Raw genomic sequence first — 16,467 nt, 5'->3', positions numbered from 1 at the left:
AGGGCGGCGCCGTACCAGGCGAACCAGTCCAGGACCCGGGCGGCCGCCGGCGTCATGCCGGGCGCCCCACCAGGATCGAGTTGGGCGGGTTGATGTCGACGATGTCGGAGAGCACGAAACCGGCGCGGGCGAACAGGTCCCGCCACTCCGCCTCGGTGCGCTCCACGCCGCCGACGTTGACCATCATCTCCACGTCCATGAACTTCGCGAAGCCCCAGGCGTTCAGCGGCGGCACCACGGCCTCGATGATCAGCAGCCGGGCGTCGGCGCGGTCGCCGATGGCCTTGCGCACGCGGCCCAGGATGTCCGCGCACTGGTCGTCGTTCCAGTCGTGCAGCACGCTCTTGAGGATGTACGTGTCGCCGCCGCCCGGCACCGTCTCGAAGAAGCTGCCGGCCACCAGCTCGACCCGGTCGCCGAACTCGCCGGTCACCGCGCCGTCCACAACGGACTGCTGGTCGAACAGGATCGCCGTGGTGTCGGGGTTGGCGCGCAGGATCTCCGATACCAGGAAGCCCTGGCCGCCGCCGATGTCGACGACCTTGCCGGCGGCCGCGAAGTCGTACCGCTCGGTGATGTCGCTGATCGAGTCGCCGGACAGCGCCAGCATCGCGCCGTCGAAGATCTCCTGGCTCTCCGGGTTCTTCGCCATGTACGCGAACATGTCCGGCACGTCGTTGAGCTTGTTGAACACCGGCGCGCCGGTGCGCACCGTGTCGAGGATCCGGCCGTACGGACGCCAGGTGAAGTCCTCGCCGAAGAAGATCACGGCCTGCCGCAGCGAACCCGGCACGTCCGCCCGCAGGAACTCCGACAGCGGAGTCTGGCCGAAGCGGCCGTCGGTGTCCTCGGCGAACACACCGACGCTGGCGATGGCCCGCAGGATCCGGTGCAGCGACCTGGCGTGCGTGCCGGTGGCCTCGGCCAACTCGGCCGGCGTGCGGGGACCGTCGGCCAGCACGTCGGCGATGCCGAGCTTGGCCGCGACGTACAGCGACTGCGACACCCACTTGCTGGTGGCCATCAACAGGATCTGCGCGGACTCCGGCAGCAGCGCGGTGTCCGGCGGGTCGGCGACGAGTCCCTCGTTGACCGAGTTCGTCTCCTGAACCTGCGTCATGTCAGTTCCCCTTCAGCGAGTAGGCCACTTCGTGGATGTTGCGCTCGACCGCGCCGGCCCAGTACGGCCGCAGCGGGGTGGTGGTCTGCTTGTGGATCGGGGCGTCCTCCCAGGCCAGGAAGGCGGCCGTGTTCTCCCACTCGGACAGCAGGATGTAGCGGTCGTCGTTCGCGGTCGGGCGCAGCAGCTCGTCGCGGATGTGCCCGGGAGTGCCGGCGACCTTGGCGGTCACCTCGGCGTAGGCGGCCTCGAACTGCTGCTCGTCACCCTTGCGGATGCGGGCCAGCACCATCACTCGTGCGGTCACTGCTGTGCTCCAATCTCGGCTAGCTCCATCCGCGCGCTGCGCCGCAGGGCGGCCAGCGGCGCGGTGACGCGGTCCTGTTCCTCGCTGGTCTCGAAGCGGTGGAAGGACTCCCGGTCCGTCCAGTCGCTGGTGATCACGAACTCGGTGACGTCGCCGGCCAGGTCCCGGGCGGTGATCGCCTGCCCGAGGCAGCCCGGCACGCCGGCCGCGTAGTCGGCGGCCGGCTGGAAGCGGGTGATGAACTCGGCGGCGTCGGCCGTGCCGACCTGCATGGTCAGGGTCATCCGGACGGCCATGCTCAGATGCCCCCGTCCACGTAGAGCAGCGCCCCGTTGACGAACCCGGACAGGTCGCTGGCCAGGAACAGCACGGAGTCGGCGATGTCCTGCGGCTCGCCGAGCCGGCCCAGCGCGGCCAGGTTGGCGTAGCGGGTGCGCTGCTCCGGGGTGAGCCCGGCGACCTGGTCGGTCTGCACGATGCCCGGCGCGATGCTGTTCACCCGGACCCGGCGCGGGCCCAGTTCCTTGCACATGGAGCGGGTCAGGCCGTGCACGCCGGCCTTGGCCGCGGTGTAGTGGGCCCGGTCGGGCATACCGACCCAGGCCACCGCGGACGTCACGTTGACGATGGACGCGTTGTCCCGCAACCGGGGCAGCACCGCGCGGACGACCAGGAACATGCCGGTGAGGTTGGTGTCCACCACCCGGTGCCACTCGTCGAGGTCCATGCCCAGCAGCGAAGCGCTGCTGACCACGCCGGCGTTGTTCACCACGATGTCCAGCGCCCCGACGCTCTCGGCCAGCGCCGACACCTCGGACTCGTCGGACACGTCGGCGAACGCGACGGAGTGCTCGCTGGACAACGCCTTCAGGTCGGCGGCCAACTGGTCGGCGGCCTCGCTGGGGCGGGCGCCCACCGCGGTGACGGTGGCGCCGTGGCGGGCCAGCGTCAGCGCGGTGGCCCGGCCGATGCCCCGGGTGCCGCCGGTGACCAGCGCGGTCTTCCCGGTCAGATCGATTCCAGTCACGACATCTCTCACATTCCGCCGTCGACCATCAGGGTCTGGCCGTTGACGTAGGAGGAACGGTGGTCGGCGAGGAAGGCCACGACCTCGGCCAGCTCGGGCGACTGCCCGATGCGGCCGAGCGCGCACTGGCCCTCGTAGCGGGCGCGCAGTTCGGGATTGAGGCCCACGGCGGACATCTCGGTCTCGATGATCCCGGGCGCGATGGCGTTGACGCGGATGTTGCGCCGGCCCACCTCGCGGCTGAGCGCCTTGGTGAAGCCGATCAGCGCGGCCTTGCTCGCCGCGTAGTGCGTCTTGCCGGGCGCGCCGGTGATGCCCAGCCCGGAGGTGATCGTGACGATGCTCGCGCCGGGGCCCATCAGCGGCAGGACGGCCCGCGTCACCAGGTACGGCCCGGTGACGTTGGTGGCGAACATGCTGTCCCAGTGCGCCCGCTCCAGGTTGTCCAGCAACGAGAACGTGGTCACGCCGGCGTTGTTGACCAGCACGTCCACGCCGCCGAACTCCTCGGCGCAGCGGGCGACCGCCGCGTGCACCTGCTGCTCGTCGGAGATGTCGCACTGCAACGCGATCCCCTTGGGGGACGCGGACTCCAGCTCCTTGGCCAGCAGCTGGGCCGCCTCGCCTTCGGTGCGGTAGAGGCCGCACACGCGGACGCCGTCGGCCAGCAGCCGCTGCACCACGGCCTTGCCGATGCCCCGGCTCGCGCCGGTGACCAGTGCCGTGCGGGTCATGCCGTCCTCCCACTAGTGATGCTCAACTGGTCGTCCCAGTCGGTTTCGCGGGCCACGATCGGGATCAGCCGCCGGCGGTCCAGCGACTGCTGCTCCTCGGGCTTGATCCAGTCGCCGAACCCGCTGCCGGTCGGCGCGGTGCGCATGATCCGGATGAAGCCGCTGCGCACCCGGCCCGGCACCGTGCCCCACTTGACCAGAGCCAGGTGCTCCGGCGAGCGGGCGAACTCCTGGAGCGACTCGTAGTTCTCGAAGAATGCGATCGCGCCGGTGGTCAGGGGGAACTTGAACAGTCCCTTGTGGAACACGAAGCCCGGCGTCTTCTTGAGCCGGCGCATCATCTTCCACACCAGCGGCCCGCCGGTGAGGAAACCCTTCAGCGTCAGCCGGGTCTTGCTGATGAACAGCACCTGCGCGCGGGCCTCGTCCGGCATCAGCTCGAAGTCCTGGGTCAGGCTCACGGGAAGCCGGCTCATGCGAGGGCCTCTTCCTTGAGCGCGCCAAGGGCGGTGTGCAGGTAGTACGCCCAGTAGCCCAGGTGCTTGCCGTAGCGGTCGCGCAGCTTCTGGTTGTCGTAGCCCTCGCCGTAGATCTTGGCGGTGGCCTCCGCGAAGTTGGGCATGTCCAGCGGCACGAAGTCCATCCGGCCCAGGCCCCGCAACAGGATCGCGGCGGCGGAGAACTCGCCGATGCCCTTGATCCGGCGCAGCGCCTTGGTCGCCTCGTCGTACGGGGCGGTGGCCAGGTAGTCCTCGCCGATGTCCAGCAGACCGTCCACAAGGGACGCCAGGTACTCAGCCTTGCGGCCGTTCTTGACGATGCCGACCCAGTCGGCGGCGGTCAGGTGCACGAGGTCCGTGAGCTCCGGGAACGCCTGGTACTCGGCGCCCTCGAAGGTGACCTTGCGCCCGAACATCTGGGTGATGCGGCGCTTGAGCGAGGTGGAGATGTTCTTCGGGGTGCGCTGCGAGAGCACCGCCCACACGCCGATCTCCGCCACCGTGAGGAAGCGGACCTGGTGCAGGCCCCAGAGGTTGCGCACCAGCCGGGCGTAGGCCGGGTGGTCGGTCTCGGCCAGCGCGTAGAACTCGGCCAGGTCGTCGGACAGGCTCAGGTAGCCGTCGATCTTGTGGCACACCACTTCTCTTGTCGCCGGCGAGATCGGCTCGTCGGAGTGCAGCACGTAGTCCACGCCGCCCTTGCGAGATGCGACCTTGAACGCGATGGCCTGGCCGTCGACGGCGATGGCCTTGGTCAGGCTGTCCACCGTCATCACCTGGTCGCCGCGGCAGGCGCCGAAGCCCTTGAGGAAGCGGATGGACGTGCGGAGGTCGAACGGCTGGGCGGCGGGCAGCACGCCCACGACCCGCGTCGGCTCCAGGATGGCGGTCACGACACGGCCTCCTTGACGGCGATGGCGTCCAGGGCCGCGCGGATGCCGGGCAGGGCGTCGTCGGTCCGGATCACGGTCAGCACGCAGAGGTACGGGTCGGTGACGATGGTCAGCGGCGCCTTGTCCCGCGCGCCGAAGCCGTAGTGGCCGCCGAGGATGCCCTGCCAGTCCAGGGCGAGGCCGATGGCCTCGTCCTCGCCGGTGGCGACCAGCCCGGCCTCGGTGCGCAGCCGCACCGCCCGCTCGACCTGCTTGGCCCGGCCGCCGGCGATGTCCCGCTCGGCCACCTTGTGCAGGCTGCGCGGCACGCCCTGGAGGTGCGCCACCTGGATGATCGGCACCTCCGCGGTGACCGGGTCGGTGCGCAGCGCGTCCACCAGGTCGTGCCCGGCCTTCTGGGTGATCCGGTTGCCCACGATCACCACCAGCGGCCGACCGACCCTTGTGGACAGATCCACCTCGGTGTCGCCGACGCCCGGCAGCACGTAGCCGCGCAGGCTCTTGGCCGCCGCCGCGCCCTCGATGGTGCTCTTGATCAGCGCCAGCTGGATCGTGCTGTTGCTGTTGATCCGGTCCCGCATGCCGGCGTCGTCCACGGGCGCGCCCGGCTTCATCTGGAACTCCTGCACCCAGCGCATCACGGTGCCGCCGTCCGCGGACGGCTCGTAGGTCCAGCGGATGTTCATGTACTCGAAGGGACCCGTCTCCACCCGGCGCGCCACCACGGTGCGCGCCGCGCGGTCCAGCTCCCGCTCGGACACCCAGCTCCACACCCGGCCCTGCTCGTCGGGGTGCATGGTCAGCCGGAACTTGACGTAGTCCGCCTTCTGCTCGAGCACCTCGGCCTCGGCGTACTCGCTGAACAGCCGCGGCCAGCCGGGGACGTCGTTGGTGATGTCCCAGACCAGTTCGAACGGTGCGTTGACGTGAACGGAGTTCTCGGTACGGGCAGCCATGTCCTACACGGTCCCTTCGACGGATGTGGTGGCCAGCGCGGCTCTCACGGCCGCGAACGCGCCGGGTTCGGTGACGCGGGCGAGCAGCGCCAGCTCGTGGTCGAACACCAGGACCACCGGCGTGCGGTCGGCGGCGCTGAAGCCGAAGCTGCCGGTGACCTCGCCGGTCCAGTCCAGCGCGATGTTCAGCAGCGTCGACTCGTCCACGGCCGGCGCGCCCAGCGCGGCCCGCCGGGCGGCCAGGTCGGACAGCTGGCCGCGGTAGCCGGCGGTGATGTGCCGGGTCGCCATCGCCTGCAACGGCTTGGGGACGTCGCGCAGGCAGGCCACCTGCACGACGCGCACCGACATGGTCTGCGGGTGCGAGCGCAGCGATTCGATGATCTCGTGACCGGTCTTCTGGGTGTGCCTGTTGCCCAGGATCACCACCAGCGGGGCCCCGCGGTGGGCGTCGAAGTCCACCGCGGTCCCGTTGACGCCGGGGATGACGTGGCCGGCCAGCGGGTTGGCGCCCATCTCAGCCGCCGACCCGCAGCACGGTGGTCAGGAAGTGCACGGTGGCGGCCGGCGTCTTGAGCTCCTCGGCGTCGGCGTCGGTGATCGTGACGCCGAACCGGTTGCCCAGCGCGACGACCAGGTCCAGGTGACCGAGCGAGTCCAGCTCCCACTTGTCGTACAGCGAGTCCAGGTTCTCGCTCAGCTCGCGGGAGGTGGTGGGGAAGCCGCCCTGCGTCATCAGCTCGGCCAGCGTGGCGACCAGCTCCTCGCTGCTCAGACTCGACTTGCTCGGCGCGATGCTCATGGTGTTTCTCCTTGTCTCTACTGGGTTTTCTCGGCCTTGCGGAGCACGACCGCGGCGTTGAAGCCGCCGTATCCCCGGGCCAGCACCAGGACGTGCCGCAGGTCCGCGGCGCGCAGCTCGTGCACCAGGTCCAGGTCCACCGCCCACGGCGCCTTCTCGATCACCGGCGACGGCGGCAGCTCGCCGTGGAACAGCGCCAGCGCGGCGGTCGCCACGTCCAGCGCCGCGGACCCGGCGTACATCCGGCCGACCAGCGTCTTGGGCAGGCACACCGGCACCGGCCGGGCGCCGAAAACCGTGCGCAGCGCGGCGATCTCGGCCTGGTCCAGGTCCGGAGTGGCGGCCCCGTCGGCGAAGACGGCGTCCACGTCGTGGGGTTCGATGCCGGCGTCGGTCAGGGCCAGCTGCGCCGCCCGCGCCAGCCCCACGCCGCTGGCCCGCTGCGTGGTGTGCCGGCCGTCGTGCGTGGCCGCGTAGCCGGCGACCTCCGCGTAGATCCGTTCCGCGCCACGGTCGAGCGCGCGGTTCAGGTCCTCCACGAGCAGCATCGCGCCGCCCTCGCCGACCACGTGGCCGGCCGCCGTCGCGGAGAACGGCTGGTACGCGGCCATCGGGTCGTCGATCAGGGACAGGCGTCCGCCGCGCAGCTGGCATGCCAGCGCGTACGGGCTGATCGGCGCCTCGGTCGCGCCGGTGACGACGGCCTTGGCCTCGCCGCGCCGCAGCACCCGCCGACTCAGGCCGATGGCGTCCAGGCCGCCGGCGGACTCGGTGGCCAGCACGCCGCACGGCCCCTTGGCGCCGTGTTTGATCGCCACCTGGCCGGTCGTCGCCGCGTAGAACCAGGCGATGGACTGGTAGGCGCCGACCGCGTGCGGGCCGTCCGACCACAGCTTGTGGATCTCGCGTTGGCCGAACTCGTTGCCGCCGGAGCTGCTGGCCGTGATCACGGCCGTGTCGTACGGGTTGTCGCCGGGCGAGGCGTGCCCCGAGTCGTCCAGGGCCTGGCCGGCCGCGACCAGACCCAGCTGGGTCCAGCGGTCGGTCTGCGCGGCGATCCGCGGCAGCACGTACTCGGCGATGTCGATGTCGTGCACCTCGCCGCCGACCCGGCACGGGTAGTCGGTCAGGTCGAACCGGCTGATCCAGCCCAGCCCCGACACGCCCTTGCGGACCGCGTCCCAGTACGTCGCCGTGCTGGCGCCGATCGGGGTGACCGCGCCGATGCCGGAGATCACCATCTTCAGTGCCGTCATCGGTCCACCAACTCCCTGCTCATCAGCAGCGCCGACTGGAAACCGCCGAAGCCGCTGCCCACCGTCAGCACGTGGTCCAGGTGCGCCGGGCGGGCCTCCAGCGGCACGTAGTCCAGGTCGCACAGGGGATCCGGCTCGTGCAGGTTGGCCGTGGGCGGCACCGCGTCGTTCGCGAAGGCCAGCACGCACGCCGCCGTCTCGATGGAGCCGATGGCGCCGAGCGAGTGGCCGACCATGGACTTGATGGAGCTGACCGGAATCCGGTACGCGGCCTCGCCGAGGCTGCGCTTGAACGCCGCCGTCTCGTGCCGGTCGTTCTGCTTGGTGCCGGAGCCGTGCGCGTTGATGTAGTCGACGTCGCCGGCGTTGAGCCGGGCCTGGCCCATCGCGCGGTCGATCGCCTCGGACATCTCGATGCCCTCGGCGGTCAGCCCGGTCATGTGGTGCGCGTTGCCGGTGCTGGCGAAACCCGAGATCTCGCAGTAGATGTGCGCCCCGCGCCGGCGGGCCGACTCGTACTCCTCCAGGATCAGCGTGGCCGCGCCCTCGCCGAGCACGAAGCCGTCGCGCCGGCGGTCGAACGGCCGCGACGCGGTCGTCGGCTCGGCGTTGTTCGGCGACGTCGCCTTGATGGCGTCGAAGCAGGCCACCGAGATCGGCGAGATCGGCGACTCGGCGGCGCCGGCGATCATCACGTCGGCGGCGCCGTCGGCGATCAGCGCGTAGGCGTTGCCGATGGCGTCCAGGCCCGAGGTGCAGCCGGTGGACACCACCGACGCCGGGCCGCCCGCGCCGAACGAGGCCGCGAGCTCCGCGGCCAGGCTGCTCGGGACCAGCGCGTCGTACATGAACGGGTGCAGGAACCGCAGGTCCGCCGACCACTGGGTGGCGTTGTCGGACGCCGGCAGGTACTCGTCCTCCAGCAGCACGGTGCCGCCGACGGCGGTGCCCATGGACGTGCCGACCCGGTTGAGGTCGATGGCGTCCCAGTCCAGGCCGCAGTTCTCCACGGCCTCCCGCGCGGCGACCAGCGCGTACTGCACGTACAGGTCCATCCGCCGCAGCTCGCGGGCGGTCAGGCCCATCTGGAGGGCGTCGAAGTCGCACTCGGCGGCGATCTGCGAGCGGAACGTGGCCGGGTCGAACCGGGTGATCCGCCGGGTGGCGGTCCGACCGTCCACCAGCAGCGACCAGAACTCCTTGGCGCCGATACCGCCGGGCGCGACGACGCCGACGCCCGTGACCGCGACCCGTCTGCCGGTCATGACCGGTCCGCCTTCGGGTCGTAGTCGCCGTGCTCCTCGAGGTCGACGTGGCCGATCTCCGGCCGCGGCGCGAGCGGGCCCAGGTGGAAGACGAGGAAGGCCTCCTCGTCGCCGGTGTTCACCAGGCGGTGCGGGGTGTGCTTGGGCACCAGCAGGCCCTGCCCGGCGGTCAGCTGCACCGACTCGTCGCCGAGGTCGGCGCGCAGCCGGCCGCGGACGAGGAACACGAATTCCTCCGAATAGGGGTGCAGGTGGGAGGCGATGTAGTCGCCGGGCGCGACGGTCGCCACCCCCATGAACCCCGACGTCGAGCCGACGGTGCGGGGCGACAAAAGCGTGCGGATCTCGCCGCCTCGCCGCGTGTCGGCGGGGACGTCGAGCATGGAAATCGGCTTGAGACCCGATGCGAGCACGAGCATCTCCCTACGGTTGCGCAGAATGTGTTCCTCGACGGGTTTTCCCTACCGAAGTCTGCGCACCCACAGGTGCAAAACAAAGGGTTTTCCGATGGCATCAAGCTGACATAGCACTGCCAATTAAGCGATCAAAGAGTTGTTCGCAATTAATGCAAGGATTGACAGGGTATGAGTCGAAGGTTGTAGCGGTGCTACGTCCGAGGGCGCTGTTTGGTCACGCCCGCCGCGGATAGATCTATGGCACCGACAACAACCGCGGAGCACCACGTTACCGACCGCAGCAAATCAGGCACACATCGCATTCTCGGTGAACCTTCGTGTACGTACGGTGATGAAGGAGACACACGTGTTCGTCGACCCGACCGCCCACACCCGCACCCGGCTCCCGCTCGCGACCGCGGCCCAGACCCTGCGCGACTGCCTGCTCGAGGCCCGCCCCGTCGTGCAGGTCGTGTTCTTTGTCCGACTGCTGGCCGGCGCGGCCCTGGCGGCGCCCTGGCTGCACGGCGTCAGACCGGAAACGCTGCTGCTCGGAGCCCTGTCGTGGGGCTGCGCGGTGATGTACGTGTATTTGTTCAACGGGGCCGCGGACATCGTCGAGGACCAGGCGTCGCACAAGGACCGGCCGATCGCCCGCGGCGACCTGCCGAGGGTCACGGCGCTGCGGTGGTGCCGGGGATTCGCTGCCGCCGCGGTGCTCACCGGTCTGCTCATCGGACCCCTGTTCACCCTGCTCGTACTGGCCATGCTGGCGCTCGGGCACGCCTACTCCGCGCCCGGCATCGCGTTCAAGCGGCACTGCCTCGGCGCCGCGGTCGTCGCCGCACTGGGAGGCGCGCTCACGTTCCTGGCCGGCCACCTGCTCGGCGGCGGCGACCTCACCGATCCCGACCTGCTGCTTCTCGCCGCCGTGATGTCCGCGTGGATGGGCGGCGTCGGCTCGGTGGCCAAGGACTTCTCCGACACCCGGGGCGACGCGGCGGCCGGCCGGCGGACACTGGTGCTGCTCGTCGGCGAGCGGATCGCTCGCGCTGTGGTCGCCGGATGCGCACTCTGCGTGTCTACATCGTTTACCGTCGCCGCCTGGGCGTGGATCCCCACACTGCGTTTCCCGGCACTGGTAATGCTGGCCGGTTCCCTTTGTGTCGCGTTCCTTGCACTCAAGGGCCGGCAAGGGATGCAAGGGTCCAACCCGCGCGCCCCGTACCGAGCATTCATGGTTACGCAATACGCCGCAACCTTGTCCGCTATGTCCGTCTAATTAACATGATGGAAACACATTCGTTATCACTGAATCTCACCGATACAACCCGCTCTGTTACAGTTGGTCGTTGACGCTGTTCGCAACGGGGAGGGGGCGGCGTAACACGGGGACAGCAGTGGGGGGAGCCCGCGATGGAGGCGACGTCGTCCAGCGTGGTTGCCGACATTCTTGACCGGGAATGCGGCGCGATTGTCGTCCGTTACGAAGCCGAACTGCGCGCCATGGGAAGCCGTCTCCTGCAGGACCCGAGGACCCAGGAGGAATGCTTCCGCCAGGCCCGGGGGATCATTTCCGACATCGCCCGGTCGCTGCGCGGCGAGACCACCCTCGGCCTTCGGCTGTCCAAGGACATCGGCCTGTCCCGGGCCTCCAACAACATTCATCCGAGCGAGTCGCTGCGCGCCGCGATGGCCCTGTTCGAGGCCATCACCACCACCGTGGCCGGCATCGACGAATCGACCGACGGCCTGCTCGCCCTGGCGCTGGCCACCAACAAGCTGGTCTCCCAGCGCATTCGGATGGCCTCCAGCTCGTACATGGGGTTTCTGCTGGAGAGCATCGAGCAGGCGCATCTGCGGGAGCGCAAGCGGATCAGCCGCGAGGTGCACGACCGGGTCGGCGGCAATGTGGCGGCGGCGCACCGGCAGATCGAACTGGCCACCGCGCTGCGGGCGACCGAGCCGGTCCAGGCCGACGCGTGGATCGAGCGGGCCGAGCTGACCCTGCGGCACACCCTCGGGGATGTCCGCCGGCTGGTGTCGGACCTGCGCACCTGGGAGCCCGAGGGCGGGCTGGAGAGCTCGCTGCGGACCTACATCGACAGTGCGAAACCCGCGAGGATGGACTACTCGCTGCGGGTGAACGGGGACGAGTCCAACCTGTCCCCCGAGATCAGGGGCGAGGCGTTCCTGATCATCCGGGAGGCGATCCGCAACGCCATCCGGCACTCGCGGGCGAGCAAGCTGCTGACCCAGGTCAACATCACGCCGAACGAGCTGTACGCGTTCATCGAGGACGACGGCGTCGGCGTCGATCTGGCCAGCGGGCAAGGGACGCGCAATGCCGGCCTGTCCTCGATGCGGGAGCGGGCCGCGCTGCTGGAGGGAGAGATCGTCATCATGAGCCAGCTGGGGCGGGGCACCCGGGTCGAGCTGCTGATCCCGCTGCGGAACATGGCGGACGGCGATGCCTGAGGCGCCGACCAGGGTCGCGCTCATCGACGACCACGCGCTGTTCCGCGACGGTGTGAAGCAGATCCTCCAGTTCGAGGAGGACTTCCGCATCGTCGGCGAGGCCGCCGACGGCGACTCCGGCGTGGAGGTCGTCCGCCGCGTGCGCCCCGACGTCGTGCTGCTGGACGTCGAGATGCCCGGCTCCCACGTCACCGAGACCGCGGCGCGGATCCGCCAGGTTTCCCCCGAGACCAAGATCATCATTCTGAGCATGCACGACGAGCCCGCACTGGTGAACCGCCTCGTCGGCCTCGGCGTCTGCGGCTACCTGCTCAAGAGCGTCACCCGTCTGGAGCTGCTCACCGCCGTCCGCGGCGCCGCCCGCCACCCCGACCAGGTGATCCTCTCGGTGTCCCGGGAATCCTTGATGAGCAAGGACAATCCCGTGCCCGACACGCTGTCCGGCCGCGAGCGCGAGGTCATCGAGCTCACCGCCCAGGCCATGAGCAACTCCCAGATCGCCGCGCGCCTCAACATCTCCGAGGCGACCGTCAAGCGCCACCTCTACAACGTCTTCGGCAAGCTCGGCGCGGTGTCGCGGATCGACGCCGTCAACAAGTACTACAACCGCCAGTCCGGCTGAGCTTTCAGTGCTGCCGGGGAAACCCGGCTCCCGGCGTGAAGCTCTCGACCCCGGCTGCCCCCGGCGCACGCGGATGAGCGCATACGGCGACTCCCGCGAGAAGCCGTCGGACACGAGCACGTAGTACCGATACCCGAACATCGCCGTCGCTCCTCCGTGGCTGCCGTCGCGCCCGTACTTCGTGCGCGGGGAGAACATCGCGACGCTTGTCGAGAGCATGACCGGTCGGGGTTTTCGGGTCGTCGAGGCCGAGGTCTCACCGAACCCCGAGGACGTCGAGTCCGCGCTGCTGGTCGAGCTGACCAGGAAGCTGGGGTTCAGCGAACTCGGGGTGGGCGGTTGGGCGGCGTTCGGGGACCGGCTCTGGGATCTGCTGACCGCGAAAGCCGAGCCACCGGTGGCCATTGTGGTCGCCGGGCTCACGCCGGGCAGGCTGCACGCCTTCGTCCGGCGCGTGCACAACGTGTTGTCCCTCACCGAGGCCGTCGGCCTTTCGGACGACCGGGCGGACCGGCAGGTCGAGTACTTCTTCTTGGCTGACTGGGAATAGCGCACGAGACGCCGGTGGGTGATCAACCTCGGACGGTTGCCGACGGACGGAGTCCGATGGGCGGCGAGGCGAATGCGGTGGTGGCGTTGGCGGCGGCGTAGGCGAAGCCGTCAGGCCGGAGGGCTAAGACGTGAGTCCGATGCGAACGCATCCAGGCGAGGAGGGTGCCGTTGATGTCGACCACGCCACCGGGTTCCGGTGGTGTGCCCGGCGGCAGAACGGTGAGGGGAACGGCTCCGGAGGCGGTCCACTCCGGGGCGGGGAGCGCGGTGGCAGTGCGCAGGACGGTCCAGCTGCCGGCGAGGACGTCGTCGAGTCGGCGTCGGGAGCTGTCGCTGTCGAGCACCCAGGGCTGGGGAACCTTGTGACCGACCGCCGACGTGCCGGAGCCGAGGAATCCTTGCGGATAGCGGGCTAACGGGAGCCAGCACAGCTTGACCAGGACACGGAGAACCGGGGACAGCGGTGCCACGGCTCGGAACAGTGTGTCGCGGATCCGGCAGGCGACGGGACGGCGTTCGGTGATGATCCGCCCCACCAGGACGGCACGGCGGGTCACCTCACGAACATGGGGTTTGCGCTCGACCTCGTACGAATCCAGCACGGCTGCCGGCAATTCGCCCCGGACGACGGCGGCGAGTTTCCAGCACAGGTTGGCCGCATCCCGAACACCGGCGGCCATGCCCTGACCGATCCACGGCGGCATGGCGTGGGCGGCGTCGCCGGCGAGGAAGACACGGCCGACGCGCCAGCGGGCTGCGGCGCGGACGTGGTGGCTGTAGACCACGGCCCGCAACACGGTCACGTGGTCACGGGTGATGCCCTGGCGGCCCAGCAGGCGCCACACGGCCGCATCGCTGACGAGTTCCTGCTCGTCCTCACCGGGCAGGACGGGAAATTCCCAACGGTGATGGCCAAGGGGCGTCGGGCAGTCCACCGCCGGCCGGCGCGGGTCACAGTGGAAGCGCAGCCGGTCGTGGTCGGGCCACTCGCGGTTGACTTCGGTGTCGATCACGACCCAGCGGGTCTCGTACGTACGGCCGTCGAAGCCGATGCCGAGTTGGCCGCGAGTGGGACTGGAACCGCCGTCCGCTGCGACAACCCACGAGGCGCGCACGCGCTTGAGCTGCTCGCCGTCGGCCAACAGCAGTTCGACGCCGTCCGCGTCTTGCCGCAAGCGCAGGCATTCGTGTTCCAGCAACAGGTCTACGTTCGGGAACCGCGCGACGCCCTTGCGCAGCGTGTCTTCCAGAACCGGTTGATAGATGAACAGCTGGGGCGGGTAGCCGTGGCCGGCGGGGTCGAACGAAGCGGACAGGAACGGCCGGCCGAGGCGGTCGACGAAGTCGATCGGCAGGTCGGCCACCATGTCCCGTTGCAACTCCTCCGCGAGGCCGACCTGCTGCCAGATGCGCAGGACCTCCTCGTCGGTGGAGATGGCGCGGGCCCGGGCGTAGACGGCGGCGTCCCGTTCGACGACGACCACCCTCAAGCCCTGCGCGCCGAGCAGGTTGGCGGCGGTGACCCCGGTCGGCCCGTACCCGATGACGGCCACGTCGTAGTGGGAAATCTCGGACACTTCGCTGTGCCTCCTCAGCGGCGAGCACCCAGCGGGGTGCTGGACAGGGCGGGAACGGTGTCCTCCTGCCCGCGCAATGACCGGACCGCGGCCTGGAAGCGCGACATGAGGGTGACGACGTCGTTGCCGACCACGGTGTGCCCCCAGATCGAAATCCCTTGGTACGTGGTGGGCTCCCAGGTCGCCTCCAGTTCCGGGGTGACGACGACGGGGTTCCAGCCGACCTCGAGTTCGAACCCGGAAGGGGTGACGCTGTAGTAGGACAGCTCGCGGTCGTTGGTGTGTTGGCCGACCGACCAGGCCATGGCGAAGCCCAGCTCGGTGACCCGGTGGAAGCCGGCGAGCAGGTCCTCAAGGGTTGCGACCTCGATGTTGACGTGCTGCACCGAGGTGCGGACCGGATCGATCGGCAGTCCGGCCAGCGCGATGGAATGGTGGCGCTCGCCGCTGCGCAGGAACCGGATGTTCAGCTTGGCGGGGCCGATGCGTTCGACGATCCGGTCCGACAGCCGCAGGTCCAACAGGTTGTTCCAGTACGTGTGCAGCCGCTCGGGGCGGGTGGTGGTGATGGCCAGGTGTCCCATGCCGGAGCGGCCGGTCACGAAGGCGGCGTTGCGCATCCGCAACGGGACGGTCGTGGTGCGGGCGCGGGTGAAGATCTCGGTGACGATGCCTTTGGGGCCGGGGAAGCGCCACAGCCGTTCGACACCGCGCAGACCAGCTTCCTCCGCAGTGCCCTCGGTGATGGGCAGGCCCGCCGCGGTGACGCGGCCGAGGATGACGTCGAAGGTCTCGTGGTCGTCGATCTCCCAACCGGCGGCGGTGACGTCCTCGGCCGGCCCGCGTTCGATGAGGAACCGGCATTCCCGGTCGTCGAGACGGAAACGCAGCGCGTCGCGGGTGAGTTCGTCGACGTGCAGGCCGATCGCGTCGGCCCCGAAGCGGTTCCAGTCGGTCAGCCGCCGCGACTCGACGACGACGTAGCCCAGTCGCGCGGCGCCGTACACGTCCGGGCGGGTCACGCCGCGTCCCCGTCGAGCCAGTCGAGCAGCAGCCGGTTGAACCGGCGGGCCTGCTCGTACTGGGCCCAGTGTCCGGTGCGGGCGAACAGATGCAGGTCGCAGCGTCGCATGGTACGCGCCAGCCACGGTCCGCCGGACGGGCGGTTGACCTTGTCGTGGGTGCCCCAGACGACCAGCGTCGGCACCTGGCAGCGCGAGAGCCGGCCGCGGTCGCGAGTGAAGTCCATACGCCACAGCGTGCGCAGCGCCCCACGCCCGGACGGACGGCGCAGCGGCGGGTTCGACACCACCTCGGGGTCGATGCTGGCCTGGTAGCGCAGCTCGACGAGTTCGTCCGGCACGCCGGAGGCGTCGAACACCAGGTGATTGCGGATGAACGACGCCAGCTTCGCCCGGGACGGCCCGTCGCCGCCGTAGTAACCCAGCAGGGCGTTCAGCCCCTTGGTGGGAGGCCGGCGGGTGGTGCCGATGCCACCGGGGCCCATCAGCACGAGCTTGTCCACCCGGTCCGGCCGGTCGAGCGCCAACCGCAGCGCCGCCGCCCCGCCGTAGGAATTGCCCACCACGTGCGCCTTCTCCACGTCCAGCGCGTCGAGCAGGCCGCGTACGAAGATCGCGAGGTCGCCGAACGGGTCAGTCTGGTCCAGTTCCTTCGACGACCGCCCGTATCCGGGCATGTCCGGGACCAGCACCCGGTGGCCGGCCTCAGCGAGCACATCGCTGTTGCGCGCGTAGTTGGACGCGCCGGTCGCGCCGGGGCCGCCGCCGTGCAGCAGGACCACGGGCGTCGGGTTTCGCGGACCAGCTGCGGGGACGATCTCGGTGAGGAAGATGTCGCGGGCGCCCACACGGACCGTGCTCTCACTGCGCAGCACCGTTTCCGCGGTGACGGTGGACGAGGGTGAGCCGTTCGGCAACACGGGGCCTCCACGGTGAGTCCGCTTTCCTGTAGCGATCACTA

General features: G+C 69.9%; 20 protein-coding genes. 4 read left to right on the top strand and 16 right to left on the bottom strand.

Going from position 1 to position 16,467, the window contains the following annotated elements:
* Positions 1-52: 52 nt before the first annotated feature.
* Genes BCF44_RS36095 through BCF44_RS36035 form a run of 13 tightly spaced genes read right to left on the bottom strand, consistent with a single transcriptional unit; the run spans position 53 to position 9,273 of the window.
* The gene (locus tag BCF44_RS36095) at positions 53-1,120 is read right to left on the bottom strand and encodes a methyltransferase (protein ID WP_116178960.1); all 1,068 of its coding nucleotides are present in this window, start codon (positions 1,118-1,120) and stop codon (positions 53-55) included.
* Position 1,121: 1 nt separating this feature from the next.
* Entirely contained in the window at positions 1,122-1,427 is a 306-nt protein-coding gene (locus BCF44_RS36090; RefSeq protein WP_147328761.1) for an antibiotic biosynthesis monooxygenase family protein, read from the bottom strand.
* Entirely contained in the window at positions 1,424-1,723 is a 300-nt protein-coding gene (locus tag BCF44_RS36085; protein ID WP_116178958.1) for an antibiotic biosynthesis monooxygenase family protein, read from the bottom strand. Before BCF44_RS36085 ends, BCF44_RS36090 begins: the two co-directional genes overlap by 4 nt.
* Before the next feature lie 2 nt (positions 1,724-1,725).
* Entirely contained in the window at positions 1,726-2,454 is a 729-nt protein-coding gene (locus BCF44_RS36080) for an SDR family NAD(P)-dependent oxidoreductase (protein ID WP_246015971.1), read from the bottom strand.
* Positions 2,455-2,462: 8 nt separating this feature from the next.
* Complete coding sequence (locus BCF44_RS36075) at positions 2,463-3,188, bottom strand: SDR family NAD(P)-dependent oxidoreductase (protein WP_116178957.1); 726 nt, start codon at positions 3,186-3,188, stop codon at positions 2,463-2,465.
* Positions 3,185-3,664 carry a hypothetical protein gene (locus BCF44_RS36070; protein WP_116178956.1) on the bottom strand — a complete coding sequence of 160 codons (480 nt, stop codon included), beginning with the start codon at positions 3,662-3,664 and terminating at the stop codon, positions 3,185-3,187. Before BCF44_RS36070 ends, BCF44_RS36075 begins: the two co-directional genes overlap by 4 nt.
* Positions 3,661-4,581 (bottom strand): DNA-3-methyladenine glycosylase family protein, encoded by a 921-nt coding sequence (locus BCF44_RS36065; RefSeq protein ID WP_116178955.1) that lies wholly within the window; start codon positions 4,579-4,581, stop codon positions 3,661-3,663. The genes BCF44_RS36070 and BCF44_RS36065 overlap by 4 nt, the downstream gene beginning before the upstream one ends.
* Complete coding sequence (locus BCF44_RS59330; protein ID WP_211353368.1) at positions 4,578-5,537, bottom strand: SRPBCC family protein; 960 nt, start codon at positions 5,535-5,537, stop codon at positions 4,578-4,580. Before BCF44_RS59330 ends, BCF44_RS36065 begins: the two co-directional genes overlap by 4 nt.
* A gap of 3 nt (positions 5,538-5,540) precedes the next feature.
* On the bottom strand, positions 5,541-6,053 hold the full coding sequence (locus tag BCF44_RS36055; protein ID WP_116178954.1) for a hypothetical protein: 513 nt from the start codon (positions 6,051-6,053) through the stop codon (positions 5,541-5,543).
* A 1-nt stretch (position 6,054) separates the two neighbouring features.
* Positions 6,055-6,339, bottom strand: coding sequence for an acyl carrier protein (locus BCF44_RS36050; RefSeq protein WP_116178953.1), 285 nt, complete (start codon positions 6,337-6,339; stop codon positions 6,055-6,057).
* A gap of 17 nt (positions 6,340-6,356) precedes the next feature.
* Positions 6,357-7,595 carry a beta-ketoacyl synthase N-terminal-like domain-containing protein gene (locus BCF44_RS36045; RefSeq protein ID WP_116178952.1) on the bottom strand — a complete coding sequence of 413 codons (1,239 nt, stop codon included), beginning with the start codon at positions 7,593-7,595 and terminating at the stop codon, positions 6,357-6,359.
* Positions 7,592-8,860: a beta-ketoacyl-[acyl-carrier-protein] synthase family protein gene (locus BCF44_RS36040; RefSeq protein WP_116178951.1), complete on the bottom strand. Its 1,269-nt coding sequence runs from the start codon at positions 8,858-8,860 to the stop codon at positions 7,592-7,594. Before BCF44_RS36040 ends, BCF44_RS36045 begins: the two co-directional genes overlap by 4 nt.
* Positions 8,857-9,273: a cupin domain-containing protein gene (locus BCF44_RS36035; RefSeq protein ID WP_246015969.1), complete on the bottom strand. Its 417-nt coding sequence runs from the start codon at positions 9,271-9,273 to the stop codon at positions 8,857-8,859. Before BCF44_RS36035 ends, BCF44_RS36040 begins: the two co-directional genes overlap by 4 nt.
* Positions 9,274-9,622: 349 nt before the next feature.
* Here BCF44_RS36035 and BCF44_RS36030 point away from each other — a divergent pair, with 349 nt between their 5' ends.
* From BCF44_RS36030 to BCF44_RS36015, 4 genes are all read left to right on the top strand, one after another.
* Positions 9,623-10,537 (top strand): UbiA family prenyltransferase, encoded by a 915-nt coding sequence (locus BCF44_RS36030; RefSeq protein WP_170217935.1) that lies wholly within the window; start codon positions 9,623-9,625, stop codon positions 10,535-10,537.
* 134 nt (positions 10,538-10,671) lie between these two features.
* A complete protein-coding gene (locus tag BCF44_RS36025) occupies positions 10,672-11,733 on the top strand; it encodes a sensor histidine kinase (protein ID WP_116178948.1) in 1,062 nt (353 codons plus the stop codon).
* On the top strand, positions 11,726-12,355 hold the full coding sequence (locus BCF44_RS36020) for a response regulator (RefSeq protein WP_116178947.1): 630 nt from the start codon (positions 11,726-11,728) through the stop codon (positions 12,353-12,355). Before BCF44_RS36025 ends, BCF44_RS36020 begins: the two co-directional genes overlap by 8 nt.
* Positions 12,356-12,572: 217 nt before the next feature.
* Entirely contained in the window at positions 12,573-12,905 is a 333-nt protein-coding gene (locus BCF44_RS36015; protein WP_116178946.1) for a hypothetical protein, read from the top strand.
* 22 nt (positions 12,906-12,927) lie between these two features.
* Here BCF44_RS36015 and BCF44_RS36010 read toward each other — a convergent pair whose 3' ends face one another.
* The 3 genes from BCF44_RS36010 to BCF44_RS36000 are packed head-to-tail and all read right to left on the bottom strand — an operon-like array spanning position 12,928 to position 16,426.
* Positions 12,928-14,484 (bottom strand): bifunctional 3-(3-hydroxy-phenyl)propionate/3-hydroxycinnamic acid hydroxylase, encoded by a 1,557-nt coding sequence (locus BCF44_RS36010; RefSeq protein WP_116178945.1) that lies wholly within the window; start codon positions 14,482-14,484, stop codon positions 12,928-12,930.
* A 14-nt stretch (positions 14,485-14,498) separates the two neighbouring features.
* Positions 14,499-15,506 (bottom strand): VOC family protein, encoded by a 1,008-nt coding sequence (locus BCF44_RS36005; RefSeq protein ID WP_116178944.1) that lies wholly within the window; start codon positions 15,504-15,506, stop codon positions 14,499-14,501.
* Positions 15,503-16,426, bottom strand: a complete 924-nt coding sequence (locus BCF44_RS36000) for an alpha/beta fold hydrolase (RefSeq protein ID WP_246015968.1) — start codon at positions 16,424-16,426, stop codon at positions 15,503-15,505. Before BCF44_RS36000 ends, BCF44_RS36005 begins: the two co-directional genes overlap by 4 nt.
* Positions 16,427-16,467 lie beyond the last annotated feature (41 nt).

This window comes from Kutzneria buriramensis (assembly GCF_003387475.1).
Lineage (GTDB): Bacteria > Actinomycetota > Actinomycetes > Mycobacteriales > Pseudonocardiaceae > Kutzneria > Kutzneria buriramensis.
Note: the sequence above shows the minus strand (reverse complement) of the source record. Positions and strands in the feature narration are given on the sequence as shown.

What these genes read in the sequence shown, in the direction of transcription:
- BCF44_RS36095 (WP_116178960.1), bottom strand. Translation starts at nt 1,120, where the DNA reads ATGACGCAGGTTCAGGAGACGAACTCGGTCAACGAGGGACTCGTCGCC.
- BCF44_RS36085 (WP_116178958.1), bottom strand. Translation starts at nt 1,723, where the DNA reads ATGGCCGTCCGGATGACCCTGACCATGCAGGTCGGCACGGCCGACGCC.
- BCF44_RS36075 (WP_116178957.1), bottom strand. Translation starts at nt 3,188, where the DNA reads ATGACCCGCACGGCACTGGTCACCGGCGCGAGCCGGGGCATCGGCAAG.
- BCF44_RS36070 (WP_116178956.1), bottom strand. Translation starts at nt 3,664, where the DNA reads ATGAGCCGGCTTCCCGTGAGCCTGACCCAGGACTTCGAGCTGATGCCG.
- BCF44_RS59330 (WP_211353368.1), bottom strand. Translation starts at nt 5,537, where the DNA reads ATGGCTGCCCGTACCGAGAACTCCGTTCACGTCAACGCACCGTTCGAA.
- BCF44_RS36055 (WP_116178954.1), bottom strand. Translation starts at nt 6,053, where the DNA reads ATGGGCGCCAACCCGCTGGCCGGCCACGTCATCCCCGGCGTCAACGGG.
- BCF44_RS36050 (WP_116178953.1), bottom strand. Translation starts at nt 6,339, where the DNA reads ATGAGCATCGCGCCGAGCAAGTCGAGTCTGAGCAGCGAGGAGCTGGTC.
- BCF44_RS36045 (WP_116178952.1), bottom strand. Translation starts at nt 7,595, where the DNA reads ATGACGGCACTGAAGATGGTGATCTCCGGCATCGGCGCGGTCACCCCG.
- BCF44_RS36040 (WP_116178951.1), bottom strand. Translation starts at nt 8,860, where the DNA reads ATGACCGGCAGACGGGTCGCGGTCACGGGCGTCGGCGTCGTCGCGCCC.
- BCF44_RS36025 (WP_116178948.1), top strand. Translation starts at nt 10,672, where the DNA reads ATGGAGGCGACGTCGTCCAGCGTGGTTGCCGACATTCTTGACCGGGAA.
- BCF44_RS36020 (WP_116178947.1), top strand. Translation starts at nt 11,726, where the DNA reads ATGCCTGAGGCGCCGACCAGGGTCGCGCTCATCGACGACCACGCGCTG.
- BCF44_RS36015 (WP_116178946.1), top strand. Translation starts at nt 12,573, where the DNA reads ATGACCGGTCGGGGTTTTCGGGTCGTCGAGGCCGAGGTCTCACCGAAC.